Annotated in this window: 14 protein-coding genes; 2 read left to right on the top strand and 12 right to left on the bottom strand. The window is 65.6% G+C overall.

Features of this window, described 5'->3' with window-relative positions; genetic code table 11:
• Positions 1-294: 294 nt before the first annotated feature.
• The 6 genes from ACF07D_RS13595 to truB all read right to left on the bottom strand — a co-directional run bounded on the left by ACF07D_RS13595 (position 295) and on the right by truB (position 6,529).
• Entirely contained in the window at positions 295-1,329 is a 1,035-nt protein-coding gene (locus ACF07D_RS13595) for a 6-phosphofructokinase (RefSeq protein WP_255809029.1), read from the bottom strand.
• Between the two features lie 93 nt (positions 1,330-1,422).
• Entirely contained in the window at positions 1,423-3,564 is a 2,142-nt protein-coding gene (locus tag ACF07D_RS13590; protein ID WP_119281301.1) for a DEAD/DEAH box helicase, read from the bottom strand.
• Between the two features lie 223 nt (positions 3,565-3,787).
• Positions 3,788-4,738 carry a bifunctional riboflavin kinase/FAD synthetase gene (locus ACF07D_RS13585; RefSeq protein WP_391505259.1) on the bottom strand — a complete coding sequence of 317 codons (951 nt, stop codon included), beginning with the start codon at positions 4,736-4,738 and terminating at the stop codon, positions 3,788-3,790.
• On the bottom strand, positions 4,738-5,121 hold the full coding sequence (locus ACF07D_RS13580) for a hypothetical protein (protein WP_119281303.1): 384 nt from the start codon (positions 5,119-5,121) through the stop codon (positions 4,738-4,740). Before ACF07D_RS13580 ends, ACF07D_RS13585 begins: the two co-directional genes overlap by 1 nt.
• Before the next feature lie 68 nt (positions 5,122-5,189).
• Positions 5,190-5,546: a hypothetical protein gene (locus tag ACF07D_RS13575; RefSeq protein ID WP_119281304.1), complete on the bottom strand. Its 357-nt coding sequence runs from the start codon at positions 5,544-5,546 to the stop codon at positions 5,190-5,192.
• Positions 5,543-6,529, bottom strand: a complete 987-nt coding sequence (gene truB / locus ACF07D_RS13570) for a tRNA pseudouridine(55) synthase TruB (RefSeq protein ID WP_391505264.1) — start codon at positions 6,527-6,529, stop codon at positions 5,543-5,545. The genes ACF07D_RS13575 and truB overlap by 4 nt, the downstream gene beginning before the upstream one ends.
• A 112-nt stretch (positions 6,530-6,641) precedes the next feature.
• Between truB and ACF07D_RS13565 the strand changes: the two genes are divergently transcribed.
• Complete coding sequence (locus ACF07D_RS13565; RefSeq protein ID WP_255809027.1) at positions 6,642-7,523, top strand: A/G-specific adenine glycosylase; 882 nt, start codon at positions 6,642-6,644, stop codon at positions 7,521-7,523.
• A 317-nt stretch (positions 7,524-7,840) separates the two neighbouring features.
• Positions 7,841-10,219: a chitobiase/beta-hexosaminidase C-terminal domain-containing protein gene (locus tag ACF07D_RS13560; protein WP_391505258.1), complete on the top strand. Its 2,379-nt coding sequence runs from the start codon at positions 7,841-7,843 to the stop codon at positions 10,217-10,219.
• A 66-nt stretch (positions 10,220-10,285) separates the two neighbouring features.
• Here the strand turns inward: ACF07D_RS13560 and ACF07D_RS13555 are convergent, their stop codons facing one another.
• From ACF07D_RS13555 to ACF07D_RS13530, 6 genes are read right to left on the bottom strand one after another with little or no spacing between them, the layout of a single operon-like run.
• Positions 10,286-10,573 carry a putative quinol monooxygenase gene (locus tag ACF07D_RS13555; protein WP_391505257.1) on the bottom strand — a complete coding sequence of 96 codons (288 nt, stop codon included), beginning with the start codon at positions 10,571-10,573 and terminating at the stop codon, positions 10,286-10,288.
• A gap of 54 nt (positions 10,574-10,627) precedes the next feature.
• Positions 10,628-11,251: a glycerol-3-phosphate responsive antiterminator gene (locus ACF07D_RS13550; RefSeq protein ID WP_255809022.1), complete on the bottom strand. Its 624-nt coding sequence runs from the start codon at positions 11,249-11,251 to the stop codon at positions 10,628-10,630.
• A 5-nt stretch (positions 11,252-11,256) separates the two neighbouring features.
• Positions 11,257-12,789, bottom strand: a complete 1,533-nt coding sequence (locus ACF07D_RS13545) for an FAD-binding oxidoreductase (protein WP_391505256.1) — start codon at positions 12,787-12,789, stop codon at positions 11,257-11,259.
• The gene (locus tag ACF07D_RS13540; RefSeq protein WP_391505255.1) at positions 12,786-14,459 is read right to left on the bottom strand and encodes an FAD-dependent oxidoreductase; all 1,674 of its coding nucleotides are present in this window, start codon (positions 14,457-14,459) and stop codon (positions 12,786-12,788) included. Before ACF07D_RS13540 ends, ACF07D_RS13545 begins: the two co-directional genes overlap by 4 nt.
• Positions 14,456-15,982, bottom strand: a complete 1,527-nt coding sequence (locus ACF07D_RS13535) for an FGGY family carbohydrate kinase (protein WP_391505254.1) — start codon at positions 15,980-15,982, stop codon at positions 14,456-14,458. The genes ACF07D_RS13540 and ACF07D_RS13535 overlap by 4 nt, the downstream gene beginning before the upstream one ends.
• 24 nt (positions 15,983-16,006) lie before the next feature.
• The gene (locus tag ACF07D_RS13530) at positions 16,007-17,428 is read right to left on the bottom strand and encodes an MFS transporter (protein WP_391505253.1); all 1,422 of its coding nucleotides are present in this window, start codon (positions 17,426-17,428) and stop codon (positions 16,007-16,009) included.
• Positions 17,429-17,709 lie beyond the last annotated feature (281 nt).

The following is a 17,709-nucleotide window of genomic DNA, read 5'->3' as shown; positions in this document are numbered from 1 at the left end:
CGTAGACCGCGAGTCGGGTTTCCCAGGGATGGTGTACACCCATGTTGATTCCATTCAAGGTTCAGGGTGTTGCACTAGCAACCTGAACCCGCCCGACTTCTGCGCGTAGAAGTCGTGTGCTTCTGTGGGAACCGTGTACATCGGGATGCCCCTTCGGCTGGTGGGGTCGGGCCGAGGCGGCGGGGCGAGATGAAGGCCGCGCCGGGCAGGCCCCAGGCCGCAGGCCGCGCCAGGCCGCAAGGCCGGGCCGCAAGGCCGGGCCGCAAGGCCGCAGGGCGCAAGGCCGGGCGCAGGTCAGCCGAAGTTGAGGCGGACCTCCGCGTAGCGAGCCTCCGGCACTGTCTTCAACTTGCCGACGGCCTCTGAGAAGGGCACGAGTTCAATCCGGTCGCCGCGAAGGCCAGCCATCTTGCCCCAGTCCCCGGCAAGCACTGCGTCGGCAGCGGCGATGCCTGAGCGCGTCGCGAGCACGCGGTCAAACGCCGTGGGCGAGCCTCCCCGCTGCACGTGCCCGAGCACCGTCGAGCGCGTCTCGATACCTGTGCGCTCTTCGATCAGGGGCGCGAGCATGTCGGCGACGCCCCCGAGGCGCGGGCGGCCAAAGCCATCGAGCCCATCGCGAGTGACGGCGTCATCTGAACCCTCAAGTTTGAACCCCTCAGCGACAACGACGAGCGCGGAACGACCGCGGTCGCGCACGTTGGCGACCCAGGCGCACACCTGTTCGAGGCTCTCGGGGAACTCGGGTAGCAGCATCGCCTGCGCTCCACCTGCCATGCCCGCGTGCAACGCAATCCACCCGGCGTCGCGGCCCATGACCTCAAGCACCATGCAGCGGCGGTGGGAGTCTCCAGTCGTTCGGAGCCTGTCGATGGCTTCGGAAGCGATCGACACCGCGGTGTCAAAACCGAAGGTGTAGTCGGTGCCCGCGAGGTCGTTGTCGATCGTCTTCGGGAGGCCGACGACGTTGATACCTGCGTCCCACAGGATCGAAGACACGGTCTGGGTTCCGTTGCCGCCGATGAGCATGAGTCCGTCGAGACCGTAGCCCGCCATCTTTGCGCTCAGCGCGTCGAGCGCCTCTGGCGTGACTGGGGCCTCCCACGGTGGAACACGACTCGTTCCGATGAAGACGCCGCCGAGCGGCGATAGGCCACGCACTGTCGGGCGGTCAAGCTCGACGAACTCGCCGTCGTGGAAGCCTCGCCAGCCGTCGATGAAGCCGATCATCTCGAAGCCGTGAACGTCGACGCCGCGAAGCACGGCGCCACGAATCGCAGCATTCATGCCCGGGCTATCGCCGCCCGAGCAGAGCACACCAATACGCATGGTCACCATGCTAGCGGTGGCACGAATGCTACAGACACATAGATTCGCGCCATTTTGGCGCGCGGAACAGCCAGGCCCCGCGCACCTGAGAACTCAGTCGTTCTCCGCCGCCGAGACCGCACGCGACAGAACACTCATGAGCGCAAGCAGCTGCACGGGATCGGCGTTCTCCTCTGCCGCCGGCGCACCGTCGAGTGCCCGTGCCGCGAGGCCCGCCTTGCCGTCGATGAGCTCCGCGATACGGGCGTCGATCGTCTGCGCCGCGATGATACGCCAGGCGGTGACAGGTTCTTCCTGCCCGATGCGGTGGACTCGGTCAATCGCCTGTGTCTGCTCCGCATCCGTCCAGCTCAGCTCGGCGAGCACAACGTTTGAGGAGGCCTGCAGGTTCACGCCGACGCCTGCCGCGGTCAGCGAGCACACCGCAACCGAGACCTCGGGGTCGTTGTTGAACGCGTCGATCTGCTCCTGCCTGAACGTCGCGCTCTGCTCGCCTCGAATCGAGATCGTCTTCAGGCCTGCCTCGGCGAGCTGCGCTTCGGCGCGGTCCATGACGTCGATGTGCTTCGCGAAGAACACGACCTTGCCGACCGATCGCGCGAGCTGCGCGGTGTAGTCAACGGCGAGGCCAGCCTTGGCGATGCCGATCTCACGCACCATCGTGAAGACGTTGAGCCCGTCAGCAGACGCGTTCGACTCTTCGAGCTCCTGAGCCGCGACCATCCGAATGATCGCCTCGTCCGAGAGCTTCTGCCCGAGCTTGCCAGCCTTGACCGTGGCGAAACGGTCGTACAGCTTCTGGGCGAGCTTCGCCTCGGCGGCGCGGATCCCGCGACCCGCCTCGTCGTCGAGTTCTACTGGAAGATCAACGACGCGCTTCGCGGGGAGATCCTGAGCAACGTCGATCTTGCGTCGACGCACGATTCCCATCTCAATGACGCTCTGGCGCGCCTCAGGGTAGAACGGCGGGTCGGCCGGCGTCCAGCCGTTGTTCTCAAGCTTGGCCATCAGCTCGGGCCCGGGCTTGTCAGCGTCGGTCCAGCCGAGGAAGCGCCAGATGGCGCGGAAGTCATCAACCTCGTTGATGAGCGGGGTACCTGTCAGTGCGACAAGCAGTGGCTGGGACCCGCGCGTGCGTTCCCGGATGCTCTCGGCGATCGTGAGCACGTTGCGCGAGCGCTGTGACTGCGTGTTCTTGATCATGTGAGCCTCGTCGACGACCATGCTCTTGAACCCGAAGCGCGAGATCCAGCTGAGGTGCCTGTCGAGAATGTCGTAGTTCACCACGAAGACGTCTGCGAACGCGTCCATCTTTTCGCCGTCGCCGTGGATGACTGTGACACGCCGTTGCGGGGTCCAGCGCTCAACCTCACGCGCCCAGTTCATCTTCACGACGTTTGGTACGACGACGAGCATCGGGTACGCGTCTGCGACGGAGGCGGCGAGCACGGACTGCGCCGTCTTTCCGAGGCCGGGCTCGTCGGCAAGCAGGAAGCTGCGGTGGCCCTCGCGAACGCTTGCGAGGAAGCGCGCCTGGTGGGGCATAAGCTCAAGCCCGGCAGGGGCGAGCCTGTCGGGCACGGGCGCCTCGGGAAGCTCCATGCAGGCTGCCCCGCCGCCGCCCTGTTCGAATGCTTTGAGGAGCGGGTTGAGAAGTTCCCAGTTCGCGAGACGCACGACCGGTGTCGGCTGCTTGGGCGCCTCGAGCGAGGGCGCGAGGAAGGGGTTTGCGAGCATGCGAGAGTGAATCCGCGCGGGCTCGACCTGGCGCTCTGCGAGCTCCGGCGGCACGAGGGTCTTCGCGGGTTCTGCCTCTGCGGGCGCTTCCTCGGGGACCTCGATACCGGCCTGCACGAGCATCTTTCGCTTGAGCTGCCGAGTCGCATCGGTGATGGTCGCTCCGGGTTCGAGCAGCGTAATGAGGCTCGTGTCTCGGGCGGCAGTCTTTGCGAGGATCGCGGCGACACCGTCAAGGCGCTTGAGCGTCTCGGCACGCTCGGTGTCACTGACGCCCTCCTCGGTCTTCACTCGAGCGCGCTCCTCGCGCATCAGCAGAGCGATGACCTGGAACTTCGTACGGTTCTGCGGGCTCGCCTTGCCGCGCTGAGCAGACGCTTCGACCTCGCGCACAGCGCGCGCGAGGAGCGGGATGATGCCCTCGTTGTGCGCGTGTTTACGCGCTCCGCCGGAACGCTGACGCTTTGCGGGCTGGCGGGTGGCAGTGCTGCTTGCCAATTGCTCTCCTGGAGGATCTATGCGTGACGCACCGAACTGGGGCGACACGTAGCATGCGCCCCTACCGTATTCGGGGCGAAGCCGGTCGAGCGTCTAGAATCTGAGCCGCACGTTGCACGGGATTCGAGTCACACGTCTCTCGACTATGCCCCGATCTTACCACCCGATGCTTGTGGGCGCGCCCGGGAAGCGCGAACTTCGCTCTCTGTTCAGCCCTCAGACGTCAGCCCTCGCGGACAGCAGCGAGGATCTCACGGGTTTCAGCCACGTCCTCGTGCATCCGTTCGATGAGCGCCTCGACGGAGCTAAACGGCAGCATCTCGCGAATCCGCTTCGCGAACCGCACCTCCATTTGCTTGCCGTACAGGTCGCCAGCAAAGTCGAGCACGTACGCTTCCACTCGCGGCTCCCCCTCAGGCTCGAAGGTGAGGTTCACACCGACCGAAATCGCAGCGTCGTGTTCGCGCCCGTCGATAACGACAGATCCCGCGTAGACGCCGTGCGCGGGAACAAGCCCCTCGACGGTCCCGCCGAGGTTCGCTGTCGGAAAGCCGAGTTCGCGGCCGCGGGCGTCGCCGTGTACGACCTCGCCGCGCACCACGTGGCACCTACCAAGCATTGCGCGCGCGGCCACAAGGTCACCGGACAGCACCGCATCGCGGATCATCGTTGAGGACACGGCCGCGTCTTCGTCGTCGCCAACACTCGCGACGACCTCAACGGTGAAACCGAACTTCGGCCCGAGCTCGCGCAGAAGTGCCGCGTCGCCGAGGCCACGGTGCCCGAAGTGGAAGTCTTCGCCGAGGAGCACATGGCGCACATTCAGCTGGCCAACGAGGACCCGTTCGACGAACTCAGTCGCTGGGATCGACGCGAACGCCTCGTCGAACTGCACCATGACACAGGTGTCGACGCCAGCGTTCTCTACGAGTTCGAGGCGTTGGGCCCTACTCGCGAGCGGCTGCGGGCAGATTTCTGGCCGCAGCAGGCTCAGTGGATTGTTCGCGAAGGTGAACACGACAGAGTGGAGCCCCTCAGCTCGCGCCGTGCGCAGCAGCGACGAGATGATTGCCTGGTGTCCACGGTGCACGCCGTCGAACTTGCCGACGGCGACGACCGAGCCAGTGGAGAAGTTCTCCGGCTGGAGTTCGTCGATAGCGCTGAATAGCTGCATCAGACTGTCTGCTTCTCTTTGGAGAGCCAGATGAGGCCGAGAATCGGGAGTACGAGCGGGATGAAGCCGTAGCCCTGGCCGAAGAACGACCAGACTGACGGGTGCCCGAAGAGCTGCGGCATCGTGATGCTCAGGGTGCCAACGACGAGTACGCCGACGAGTTCGAACAGCAGCGCAGCCCAGGCGATTGGCCGCCAGATGCCACGGCCCCGGCGAATGAGCGCAATCGTCGCGACGATGTACACGACACCAGACACTGCAGACAGGATGTAGGCGAGCGGAGCCTCGTCGAACTTCGTCATGATCTGGTAGACCGAGCGGAACGTCGCCGCCATCGCGAGGATGATGTAGACGGTGATGAGCACCCGCCCAAGCCCGCTCATCTTCTCGCTGCGCTGCTCTGTCTCTGCACTAGTTGCCACGTTACTCACCCTTTGAGTGTACTCGCCCACTATCCCCAGATCACGAGCATGCGATACGTCATGACCGCGACAGACAGCCCAACAACCGCGAGCACGAGGTTCGCGAACCGTGTGCGGTCGATGAGCGCCCAAAAGCCCGCACCGATGGGAAGCGCGAGGGCGACGATGAGGTACATCCAGAACTCAAGCGGGTCACCGACAGGCGCGTTGCCAGCCAACGGCGCGACGATCGAGATCACAACCTGCACGACGAGCAGTACCGCGACGAGCGCCGTCGCCCCCATCGTGTAGTCGTTCGGGGCTTGCTTGCGCAGCCCCTGCACCGCGCACATCACTGCGGCGACCAACGAGACAGCGATCGTGACGTAGCTGAACCAGGCGATCATGCTGCCCCTCCGGTTTCTTGTGACGGGAAGTTGGTGATGACGCGGCTGCGCCCGCCCTTGATCTCGACAAGGCCCACAAGTCTGTCTCCCGCCACATCCGAATCGCTGCCGGGGAAGATCGCCGCGACGAGCGGGGCGGGCGCGTGCCGTTCAGGATCGACACTCAGCCGCTTCCCGTTCGCGAGATCCTTCGCTTCCTCGGCGTCGAGTTCAAGCACTGTGAACAGCCTGCGCGCGATATCCGCCGGCGGGTACAGAACGCCGGGGTCACCGGCAACCGTGCCATCGCCGACGAGTTGTGCGTGCGGCGTCGCCGCATCAACAGAGAACGGCCCGACGGCGGTGCGCCTGAGCGCGGTGAGGTGGCCGCCGACTCCCAATTTCTCGCCGAGGTCGCGTGCGAGCGCGCGCACGTACGTTCCAGTTGAGCAGCGCACGACAGCGTCTAAGTCGATGACCTCGACGGGCTCGCCTCCTGGTCCCGGCACTGTCAGGATCCGCGGCTCGCCAATATCAAACCCGTGAATCGTGACCGGGCGCTTCTTCAGCACGACGTCCTCGCCCGCGCGCACGCGATCGTAAGCACGCTTGCCGTCGACACGGATCGCGCTCACAGCGCTCGGCGCCTGCTCAATCGGCCCGGTGAGGTCTGTGACGCCGGCGGTGATGCGATCCTGATTCGCGTATACCTCAGCGACGAGACCCGCCGGGGCCGCAGCAGTGATCTCTCCCTCGCGGTCGTCGGTGACAGTCGAGAGCCCCAGCCGGATCGTGGTCGTATATGTCTTGTCGAGCCCGACGAGGTGCGTCAGTAGCCGTGTCGCCGGACCCGCACCGAGCACAAGCAACCCCGTCGCCATCGGGTCGAGGGTGCCGGCGTGGCCGACCTTCTTGGTGCCGAGAGCCCGACGGCTCTTGGCGACAACGTCGTGGCTCGTCCAGCCCTCAACCTTGTCAACGAGCAAGATCGCGCCCTGCGGCATATCTGCAAACTTCACCCCCCAAGCCTAACGCCGGTGGACGGCCCGACACCGCGCCGCCTCGTAGACTCGAGGGGTGGGAAGTCTTCGGGAGCCAGCGGCGAAACAGTCGGCCATGAGCCACGCCCTCATCGACTGGTTTGGCACTGCAGCGCGAGATCTGCCGTGGCGCGCGCCCGAGACGTCGGCGTGGGGCATCCTCGTCTCCGAGTTCATGTCGCAACAGACCCAGGTGGAGCGGGTCATACCGCACTGGCTCGAGTGGATGGATCGCTGGCCCACCCCCTCTGCGCTCGCCGCCGACGAACCTGGCGAGGCAGTGCGGGCGTGGAAACGGCTTGGCTACCCGCGTCGTGCGCTCTGGCTCCACCGGGCCGCAGTCGAGATTGCCGAACGGCACGGCGACCAGGTGCCCGCCGACATCGACAAGCTGCTCGCGCTCACCGGAATCGGCCCGTATACGGCACGGGCGGTCGCGGTCTTCGCGTTTGGTGACACGCACCCAGTCGTCGACACCAACACCCGCCGCGTGATCGCGCGCGCCGTGCACGGCAAGGCTGCGGCAGGCATGCCGGCCCCGCGCGACCTCGACGACATGACCGCGTTGCTGCCAGCCGAGCGCGACGCGGCGGCGGTGTTCAACGCTGCAGCAATGGAGCTCGGCGCGACTGTGTGCACGGCCCGGGCGCCGAAGTGCGGCGAATGCCCCATCGCCGAGCTCTGCGAGTGGCGGGGCGCTGGCTACCCAGACAATGCGCCAACAAAGCGACCCAAGCAGGCATCGTTCGAGGGCAGTGACAGACAGGCGCGTGGCAAAATCATGCAGCTTCTCCGCGGCGCGACGGAGGCCGTCGATCCTGCGGCGGCGCTCGCGGCCGCAGCCGAGGGGGGCCGCGTTGGCGAAGCGCGTGACGAGGCCCAGCCACAACGGGCCCTCGACTCACTCATCGCCGATGGGCTCGTCGTCGAGTTCGAGGGCGGGCTCCGCCTCCCTTAGCCGGCCTCCCGGCCTCCCAGCCTCCCTCGCCGGCCTCCCGACCTCCCAGCCTCCTCGCCGGCCTCCCTCGCCGGCCTCCCAGCCTCCCTCGCCGGCCTCCGGCCCCGCTCGGGTTGGCAGTTGTGGTCGCCTGGGCGCCCGCCAAGCGACCACAACTGCCAACTCTCCGGGGGTGGGGGGGATAATCCGAGCGGGGCGGTGAACCACGAGTGAAGCAGAATTCATGGCACCGTCACGCTGCCGTCGAGCTGCGGCCACGCTGTATAGACAACTTGGATACCTGAGCGCCTCACGCGGCGCACGAAAGAGAGGAATCCATGTCAATCGGCAGATTTGCGGGGCTAGCGCTCGCGGGCGTCGCGCTTCTTGGAGCGCAAGCCGCGCTTCCCACTGCGACCGCTGCAGCAGCGGTCACCCAGAGCGAAGTCGCAGCACCCGCGGCGAGCCTCGAGAGCGGCCGCTACGTCGGCCCACAAAGCATTACCTTCACCGCCCAGGCCGGCGCGGAAATCCGTTACACCCTTGACGGCACCCACCCGACCCGAAAGAGCCGGCTGGCTACCGGCCCAATCGCAGTCGAACGCACCTCGAACGTCACCGCGGTCGCGTTCACCGACCGTGCCGAGAGCCTCCCGACCATCCGGGGCATTCTCGTGAAGTCTGCTGAGGAGCCACTCTCGCAGTTCGCCGTTATGAGTGACATCCATCTCTCAACGGGAACCGGTCCGTCGTGGGACAAGTGGACGGGGTACTTCGACACGCTACGGCGCATTATGCCGAGCCCCGACGCGATCATCTCAAACGGTGACCAGATCAACGACAACCACTTCAACACCGCGTCAGACCATCAGTACCCGCGCACCATGCTCGAACAGAACCTCGCGCGCACAGGCATGACTGACACAAAGATCATGATGTCGTTCGGCAACCACGACGACCGTGTCTACCGCATGGCCGAGCAGTACCCTGACGCCTGGTTCCCAGGCGAAACCGGCTACTACGAAGCGGAGATTGGCGGCTTCCCCGCCTTCGTAGTGAACACCGAAGCCTGGAATATCGCACAGGCGAACTGGCTGTACGGCAGGCTCGACGCGCTCTCGAAGGATCCCGCCACTCAGGGCCAGCCGATATTCGTGTTCGGCCATAGGCCGATCCCGGCGACAGTTTGGGACGGCGCGCAGGCATCCAACTCCGGACTGAAGCAGAACCTCAGCGATTTCCCACAGGTCGTCTACTTCTCGGGGCACTCCCACCTGAACATCACCGACGAGCGTTCGATCCACCAAGAGAACTTCACCTCGGTCAACGAGGGGTCGATGTCATACGGGGAAAACGATGGGAAGTTCCAGGCGTTCGGCCCGGGCCTCGCCCGCGACGCGACGATCCCGACTGCCCAGTCAGTCGTCGTCGACGTCTACGCGGACCGCATTGAGATCGACAGGATTAACTACGCGGCCGACCCAGGCCGCACCTACACTGACGAGGGCGTCTGGAGCTTCCAGGAGAAGCCACCCTTCAACTCTTCCGGTTCGCTCGCCGGCCCGACCTGGACAATCGCCCGGGGCGCGACCCCGGCCGAGACTCAGGCGAAATTCACGTACACCAAGGCGAACCGCAACGCGGTCGCGCCGACCTGGGGCGAAGAGCAGCCGACAGTGCGTCAGACCGAGAGTGGGCCTGTGCTGCGGCTCCCCCAGGCCGGCGATGATCAGTTCACCTCTGAGTACACCCTCGTGGTGAAGGACGCTCAGAGTGGCGCGACAACCACGCTTGTGCCTGCGAACGGGAGGATCTACTCCGACTACGTTGTCGCCCCGAAGCCCGCAGTACTCGACATTCCGCTTGCCGTGCGCGCGGGCGACAGGGTGGGCCAGCCGATTGACCGAACGCTCGAGTCTGGCCGCAGCTACGAGGCGACGCTGACGGCGTACGACTCCTACGGAAACGCGAGCGCCCCGCGCAGCTTTGCATTCACCGCCGGCGACATCGACCGCAGCGGGATCGAGCGCGCAACCACCGCGGCGACCGCTGTCGTCGAGAGGGTCGAGCGAGTTCTCGGCGTGCTGTCGCCCGCTGAGCCCGCTGACTTCGACGTCGTCGTAGCAGATGTCTCAGGCGCGAAACTCGCCGCGGCAGAGCTGCGGTCGCGGATCGAAGCCGCGCCGACGACGCAAGATGCGGCGGATGCGGCAGCGTGGGCAATCGCAGACGCGACTCAGGAACTCGCCGCGCACCTCGTGCCCGTTGACCGCGGCGGTCTTGCCGCGGCGATCGCCAAAGCACACGCCGCGATCGACGCTGCTGCGACGACTCAGGCCCGAGTAACCGCCTCGGGCGACGAGACCGAGCTGAAACTCCGCGCCGAACTTGCCGAGGCAGAAGAGATCCAAGGGACGCTGAATGTTCCACAGAGCGCACTCGACGCCGCAACCGACGAGCTCACGGCAGCGCTGACAGCATGGCAAACCTCTACCGACACCGGCACCGGCACGGGCACGGGCACGGACCCTGGGACTACGCCAGGCACCGACAGCCCGGATACACCGGGCACAGGGGCGATCCAGGGGAACACGGCAAACGGCGACCCGCTTGCCGACACGGGATCAGCCGTGCTCGCGGGCGTCGGTGTGCTCGCTGTCGTCGCGCTCGGCGCTGGCGGCGCACTGCTCGCCGCCCGCCGCATGCGCACAAACTAGCTGCGTGCCGGCGTATACCCGGGTGGAGGCCGTGGTCAGGGCCTCACCCGGGTATACGCCTGCGGCCTACTCCGCAGGCGTGAGCGTCACGACCTTGCGCTCAACGAGCAGCGGAATGATCGTGCCGAGCCCAATCTGCGTGAAGTGTTCGGTCTCGCGGTGCGCCGCAAAGTCGGCTGCCGAGGCGTACTCCTCGACAATCACAAACTCTTCGGGGCGCTCGAGATCACGCGTGATCGTGTACGAGATGTTGCCTGGCTCCGTGCGGCTGCCGGCGGCGAGCTGCGGCAGCAGCGCCGCGACCTCGTCTGCGGTCTCGGGTGAGGCGGAGTAGCGGGCGATGACTGTAAACACTGTGGTCTCCTTCGAGTGGGGACGTATTTGGGGACAGATTCAGGGTGTGGGCGGCTAACCCGCGCGCTCGTACTCCCAGAGCTTTGGAGTGCTCGTCGAGACCCCGACGGCCCCGTGTGACAGCGCCGCCTCGACCTCGGTAGGAGATGTCACAAACCCGGAGGCCACGACTGGCCGAATGCGCATGATCTCGTGGCCTGCCACGAACGGAAGCACAGGGGCTGGCATGAGCTGCAACAGGTCAGGCTTCGCCCCGTGCACCGCGGCGACGCCACGCTGAATGTTTGAGCGATCGGTGATGAATAGCTTCTGCACTGTCAGCAGGCCGGCCTCCTGGGCCCGCGGGATCAGCGATCCGCGGGTCGTCAGGAGGCCGTCCGCGCCGAGCCGGGCCAGGTAGTCAACGCCGCCGCGATCCTGCGCGAGACCGACGATCGAGTCGATGTTCACGAACACGACTTTGCGGGGCCGCTCGTGGATTCGCGCGATCGCCGCTTCGAGCTCGATGAGGTCGGTCTGCGCGAGGAAGCAGAATTGCGCCGACGACTCGATGAACGCTTCAAGGTGTGGGCGGTCGAGAACCGACGCAATCACCGGCCGTGTATGCAGGCCAACGAGTTCTTTCAGGCGCGCGCGACGCACCGGATCGATCTGTGCCTCACGCCTTGAAGCGGTCATAGGAGTTAGAGCCCTAGCTTTCCGGGGTTCAGAATGCCCTTGGGGTCAAGCGTAGCCTTGATCGCTCGCAGCACGTCGAGCCCGGCACCGAGCGATTCGGCCATGTAGGGCGCACGCACGAGACCGACGCCGTGGTGGTGGCTGAGCGTCGTCTGGTGGCGCACGATGACCTCGTTTGCCGCGTCCCAGGCCGCGCGGTACCACTCGGCACGGTTCGCGGGGTCTTCGACCTCGCCACGGAACGAGAAGTAGACGCAACCGGCATCCGTATATGCGTGCGATTGGTGCGCCGAGGCACGGAGCGTGCCTGGCAGCGCCTGCACAGCCTCAACGACCTCGTTGTACACGTCAGACAGCGCCGACCATGCGCCGCTCATCTCGAGGGTGTCAGCCACAAAGCCGGCGCTGCGATTGAAGCCCTCGGCGCTCTTGCCCGTGAGGTAGCGCGTCTCGTACCAGCGTTCGAGCAGTGCGTCGCCGTCGAGCTCGACTCCCTCGTACTGGCGGCACACCTCTTCGGAGATCGCGATGACCGCATCGACGATCTTCGGGTCGCCCTCGTCAGCGATGAGGATCACGTTCTGCTCGGGCATGTTGAACTGCAGACCGCTCTCGAGCTCGTCGTACAGGCGTAGCGCCGCGGGGGTGGCCCCGCGCTGCAGGATCTCGCGGCAGACGTCGAGGCCCACCTTGAACGAGGGGAACCCGAACGCGATCGCCTTCGTGTAGTCGGGGAGCCGGTGAAGCTTGAGCTTCACCGAGGTGATCACGCCGAGCGTGCCCTCCGAGCCGACGAACAGCTGCTGCAGGTCGCTGCCAACAGCGGAGCGGCCGGCGGCGCCAACCGTGATGAGCGAGCCGTCTGCGAGCACGACCTCGAGGCCGGCAACCATGTCCTCAATCTTGCCGTAGCGGGTCGAGAGCTGGCCCGCCCCGCGGCAGGCAACCCAGCCGCCGACTGTGCTGATTCCAAAGGAGGAGGGCCAGTGGCCGCTCGTCATGCCGTACTTCTCTTGTACGAGCTCCTCGAACACGTCGCCGAACATACCTGCTTCGACGGTGACGATCTGGCTCTCGGCGTCGAAATCGAGCTCCCGGTTCAGGCGGCAGACGTCGAGCACGATGCCGCCGCGCAGCGGCAGGGCCGCGCCGGTGACGTTCGAGCGGCCAGCCGACACTGTCACGGGGATGCCGTGCTCGTTCGCGAGGCGCATGACCTGCTGAATTTGTTCGACCGAATCAACCTCGACGAATACGCCCTCGATGATCGCTGGCTCCCCGCCCGTCTCTGCGATCATTGTGCGCGCCCACCAGTCGCGGGTGTTCGCGACGATGTCTGCTGCGTCGTTTGTGACAGCTACTGCGATGCCGCGCAGCTGCTCGACAACTGTCTCGGGCACCGCCACGACGTCTGCCTGCAGCGATCCGCTCAGCTGCTCGGTTGTGACAGTTTCAGGGGCCCAGCCGGGAGGGGTGTGTGCCCCGACGACGTAGTTCCTCTTGTTGTATCCGCGGCGAACCGCTTCCCGACTCATCATGACGATGTGCCTCCCATCAGCACTGCTTTTTCTATCTGGATCTGTTCGTTGTAATTCGTGACCTGCGCCGCAATCTCTGAGTCGCTCAGCCCGAGTTCTCGGCCGAGGATCTCGCCGACCCTGCCAGCCGCGACGCCCGAGGCGTCGCGCGCCATGAGGCGCGAGCGAGTGCGGCGGCTGAGCACGTCATCGACTGTGTGCGCCATCTCGTAGCGGGCCGCGAAGATGACCTCTGCTTCGATGTACGGCAGCCCTTCGACGACGGGTGCGGTGAGCGCGGGGTCCGCGGCGATCATCTGCGAGATGAACCTGGACTCGGTGCCGAAGCGTTCGGCGAGGTGAGCCGGCAGCCCACCGGATGCCGTGGCGGCCTGGCCGTCGTAGCCTGCAGCGCCAAGCAAGTACGCCTTTTTCGTGCGGCACTTTGCGCGTTCGCCGAGGACCTTGAGTACCGCGTCGACAGTCTGCTCGGCCATGTGGCGCGAGGTCGTGAGCTTGCCGCCGACGACCGTGACGAGGCCGTCTGAGTCCGTGCGGATCTCGTGGTTGCGCTTCACGTCGAGCGTCTTCCCGCCCGCCGCCGCGACGAGGGGTCGGGTGCCGGCGATCGAGCCGAGCACGTCTTCCGGCTTGATCTCGGTGCGCAGCGCGTGCATGGCGCCGTCGAGCAGGAAGTTCATTTCTTCATGCGTGCAGTGCGCGGCATCGAGGTCGCCCGTGTAGTCCTCGTCGGTCGTGCCGAGCAGCGCAGTATCGCCCCAGCGGGTGATTGTGGCGCGGCGGGTACGGCCCGGGATCGGGATCGTAATCGTGCACGAGTTCTGTATCTTCGACCACGGCACCGACACGTGCACGCCCTTCGCCGGGCGAATGTTTGGCTTGTCGGTTCCGGGCCTCGTGCCGTCCCAGTCGCGCAGCCACGAGCCGACAGCCATGACAACCGAGCGGCCACGAATCTGCACCTCGCCGCCGTCGATCTCAGCGACGACGCCTGAGACCTTGCCGCCGTCGCGCATCACGTCGGTTGCCTTCGCGTAGTTCGCAATCGCGGCGCCGTGAAAGGCCGCGGTGCGTGCGATGTTCAGCGTCAACCGTGCGTCGTCAGCGCGCGAGTCGTAGTACATGAAGCCGCCCTCGAGCTTGTCTGCGACAAACAGGGGGCTCTGCGCGAGCACCTCCTCCTTCGAGAGCTTTTGGTGCAGTACGCCCTCGCGCCACCCGCCCGCAAAGTCGTAGGTCCAGAGCAGCGCTTCGAAGCCCGAGGCGAGCCTGCGGTCGAAGACGCCGTCTTCCGAGAGCACGGGGAACAGGAATGGGAGGCGCTGCACGAGGTGGCCGGCGTTGCGGCGAAGCCGCTGGCGCTCGAGCAACGAGTGGCGCACGAGCGGCAGGTTGCCCTGCTCGATGTAGCGAAGCCCGCCGTGGATCATCTTCGAGGACTTGCTCGATGTACCCGAGGCGAAGTCGTCTTTCTCAATGAGCGCGACGCTCAGCCCACGGAGGGCTGCGTCGAGCGCAGCGTATGCCCCCGTGATGCCGCCGCCAACGATGACGACGTCAAAGGTCTCGTCCTCCATGCGGCGAACTGCGTTCGCTCTGCTGAGCGCGGGAGCCTCCACTGGGGACAGGCTCTGGCGCTCTGTATTTGCGCGTTTTTCAGGAAATCTCATTCCCTAGTCGATTCCTTTCTTGCGTCTGCGAGCTCCATCTCGGTGAGCACGCGTTGCCGCCACAGGGCGACACGTTCCGCGCGCTCATCGGGGCTCATCTGGGGTTCAAACACGTCTGGGGTGCCAAGCAGCTCACGGGTGTCTGCGAGCGAGTTCCACACGCCGAGGCTCACCCCGCCGAGGAATGCCGCGCCGCGCAGCGACGCCTTATCCGTGTCGCGGAACCGGTGGTGCGGCACACCCGTGAGATCGGCCTGCAACTGCACAAGCGGGTCGGAGCTCGAAAGCCCACCGCCGATGTTGACCTTGCCGATCTCGACGCCGGCAACCTCTTTATCGGCATCAATACTCCAGCCGACCGACTGGGCGATGCCCTCAAGCACGGCGAGCGCGACGTCCTCGCGGGTTGTCGACATTGTGAGACCACCAATAAGGGCGCCGACGCCAGCGTTCACGCTCGGCATGCGAACACCCGTGAGCGCCGGCACCGAGTGCACGGACCCCATGCGCCCGTTGGCGGCAAGCTCACTGATGTGTTTGCCCGAGTCGAACAGGCGCAGCTTGTCAACGAGCCAGTCGATGGCGGAGCCTGTCGTCGAGGTAAAAGTCTCGATCGAGTAGCGGGAGATACCGGCTTCGCGCCAGGCAACGAGGCTCAACGCGCCCTGATAGCGACCGTCGTTTTCGGGCAGGTGCGTGCCGAGGTTCAGGTCGACGAACGACCCGGTGCCGTGCACACACATTACGTCGCCCTTGTCGATGACACCGAGCCCAACCATTGCAGCGTGCTGGTCTCCCGCAGCCGCAACGATCGGCAGTTCGACGCCGAGAATCTCGGGGCGGAGCGTTCCGAAATCTGAGACGTCGTCGCGCAGTTCTGGCAGCAGCTCGAGTGGGAAGCCGAGCGCCTCGATGAACTCGGTGTGGTAGCTGTGGTCTGCGAGGCGGTAGGCCCCCGAACTCACCGCGTTCGTTGCCGTGGCGACGAGTTCACGCCTGTTCGACAGCGACCACAGCAGCCAGGTGTCGACGGTGCCGAACGCGAGGGTGCCCCGTGCCTGGCATTCCCGTGCGCGCGTCTGCTGCGGGTCTGCGAGCACCCGTGCTGCCCACAGGTACACGTTGCGCACGCCTGTGGGGCGGCCGATGCTCGGCCACAGCCGAGCGTCCCACTCATCCGAGAGCGCTGCGAGATCCGCCGCGTACTGGGTGTCCTGCCACACCATCGATGGCGCGACGGGCTCACCCGTCGCGGTGTCCCACAGCGTCGCGGTTGCGCGCTGCGTCGCGATGGCGACTGCTGTGACATGCAGCCTGTGCTCCTGCGCCGAAGCGTATGCGGCGCGCAGCGTACGGATCGTTTTCTCGAGGATCTCGCTAGCGCTCTGTGCCACGACCCCGGGGCGTGGGGAACTCACCGACAACCGTTCGTAGGTGAGTCCGCCCACGTCACCGTCGGCGGTCACCCAGGCGGCACGGGTGCCAGTTGTGCCCTCGTCGATTGCGAGTATTGCCTGTTTCACCGCGTACTCCTTTGCGTCGTTGTCTTAGCGAGTGGTGACTGCGTCGCGGAACTGCGGGGCCTCGGGCTCCTCGTCCGGGTTGAAGTCAGCGCGGCTCGGCTCCCACTTGATCACCCAGCAGATAATTGCCGCGACGAACGGCACTGCCGAGAGGATGAGGAACGTCGGGCCGAGCCCGAGATCTTCCTTAAGGATCGGGAACACGACGAGGCCGAGGGCCGCGCCGAGGCTGCCGATCGCGCCGATGAAGCCGTTGGCTGTCGCACGCAGCTCACTGCGGAACGACAGTGTCGAGAGGCTCTTACCGTTCGCGCCGGGCCCGCCCGAGTGGAACAGGATGAACAGCGACGGCACGATGAACGCGAGCCACAGCGGCATCGTGTCGAATGCGAGGCCGAGAATGACGAGCATCACGAACACGAGCGAGAAGCCGATCGCCGAGGCGCGGCGAAGGCCGAGCTTCTTCGCGATGAGCGGCGAGGTGAAGCCGCCGATGATGCCGAACGCGTTGAAGACGAGCGTGCCAACCGTGGCGAGCACGAAGTCGCCCTCGCCAAAGATTGCGATCGAGATGATCGGCAGGTACCAGCCGACGGCGAAGTACTGCAGCGACTGGCCCATCTGCACCGTCGACGCGAGGATCGTGCGCGGCAGGTAGATACCGCGGAAGATGAGCGCGACGTTGCCAATGCCCTTGGTCGCAACGCCCTCCATGGGGATGCGCTCGGCCTCGGGAGCCGCTTCGAACTTTTCGCCGTAGATCTTGGTCATCGATCGCGCGGCCTCATCGAGCCTGCCCTTTCGCGCGTACCAGCTCGGGCTCTCGACGAGCTTCACCGCCTGGGCGATGAAGAGCAGCAGCGCGACGATGCCGGCTGTGCCGACGGCATAGCGCCAAATCGAATCGCCAACATTCATGTTGTGGAAGCCGATCGCGAGGATGAGGTTCGACGATACTGCGGTGTACCAGATGCCCTGCCACGTGTTGATCCGCGCGCGGAACCGAGCTGGGGTGAACTCCGCGAGGAGGGCCATAGCGATCGCGAAGTCGATGCCGTATGCGGCGCCGACAAAGAAACGACCGGCCACGACCAACTCGAAGCTCGGAGCGAAGGCAGCGATGAACGCACCCGCCATTGCGAGTACCTTCGCGACGAGCAACGGGCCGACGCGGCCAAAGCGGTCTGCGAGCCAGCCGCCGATCGGGTTGAACACGAGTGCGACCCAGGACGCCATCGAGGTGAGCAGTGCGATCTGGCCCGCGCTGAGCTCAAGGTCCTTCGTCATGGGGCCGAGGCCCGCAGAGAGCGCCGAGTTCGAGAAAGCGTCAAGGAAGAGCCCGCCGAGGGCGAGCCACCAGATCCAGCCGGCACGGCCGCGAATCTGCGTACGCGAGTCGATGTACGAGACGACATCGCCGATCCCGCGAAGTATCTGTGTTGCCATGAAAATGACCTCTCTGTCATACCTGGCAAGGGGTCACAACAGAAAGAGGGCAAGACAAAGACTCCATACCAGGAATTCTTTGATTCTTGCCCTGTTGCCCTGAAGTTAGCACCGAACGCTCGCCGCCGTCAATTCCGAAAACGATTCCGAGGGCTTTTCTCCGACCCGCAAGTTTCGTACTATGGGTTCAGCGTTCTAGACCTCCAGAATCACGCGTCTCATTCTTTCGTGCGCGAGCACTGTGAGCGGAATCGCTACTATTCGGCTCCCGAGTGTCACGT

It is taken from the genome of Leucobacter sp. NPDC015123, assembly GCF_043080205.1.
In the GTDB taxonomy this organism is placed as follows: Bacteria; Actinomycetota; Actinomycetes; order Actinomycetales; family Microbacteriaceae; genus Leucobacter; species Leucobacter aridicollis_A.
This window is presented reverse-complemented; position numbering and strand designations above follow the sequence as displayed.

Coding starts and splice junctions, on each gene's coding strand:
- ACF07D_RS13595 (WP_255809029.1), bottom strand. CDS start 1,329: ATGCGTATTGGTGTGCTCTGCTCGGGCGGCGATAGCCCGGGCATGAAT.
- ACF07D_RS13585 (WP_391505259.1), bottom strand. CDS start 4,738: ATGCAGCTATTCAGCGCTATCGACGAACTCCAGCCGGAGAACTTCTCC.
- ACF07D_RS13580 (WP_119281303.1), bottom strand. CDS start 5,121: ATGAGCGGGCTTGGGCGGGTGCTCATCACCGTCTACATCATCCTCGCG.
- ACF07D_RS13575 (WP_119281304.1), bottom strand. CDS start 5,546: ATGATCGCCTGGTTCAGCTACGTCACGATCGCTGTCTCGTTGGTCGCC.
- truB (WP_391505264.1), bottom strand. CDS start 6,529: ATGCCGCAGGGCGCGATCTTGCTCGTTGACAAGGTTGAGGGCTGGACG.
- ACF07D_RS13565 (WP_255809027.1), top strand. CDS start 6,642: ATGAGCCACGCCCTCATCGACTGGTTTGGCACTGCAGCGCGAGATCTG.
- ACF07D_RS13560 (WP_391505258.1), top strand. CDS start 7,841: ATGTCAATCGGCAGATTTGCGGGGCTAGCGCTCGCGGGCGTCGCGCTT.
- ACF07D_RS13550 (WP_255809022.1), bottom strand. CDS start 11,251: ATGACCGCTTCAAGGCGTGAGGCACAGATCGATCCGGTGCGTCGCGCG.
- ACF07D_RS13545 (WP_391505256.1), bottom strand. CDS start 12,789: ATGATGAGTCGGGAAGCGGTTCGCCGCGGATACAACAAGAGGAACTAC.
- ACF07D_RS13540 (WP_391505255.1), bottom strand. CDS start 14,459: ATGAGATTTCCTGAAAAACGCGCAAATACAGAGCGCCAGAGCCTGTCC.
- ACF07D_RS13530 (WP_391505253.1), bottom strand. CDS start 17,428: ATGGCAACACAGATACTTCGCGGGATCGGCGATGTCGTCTCGTACATC.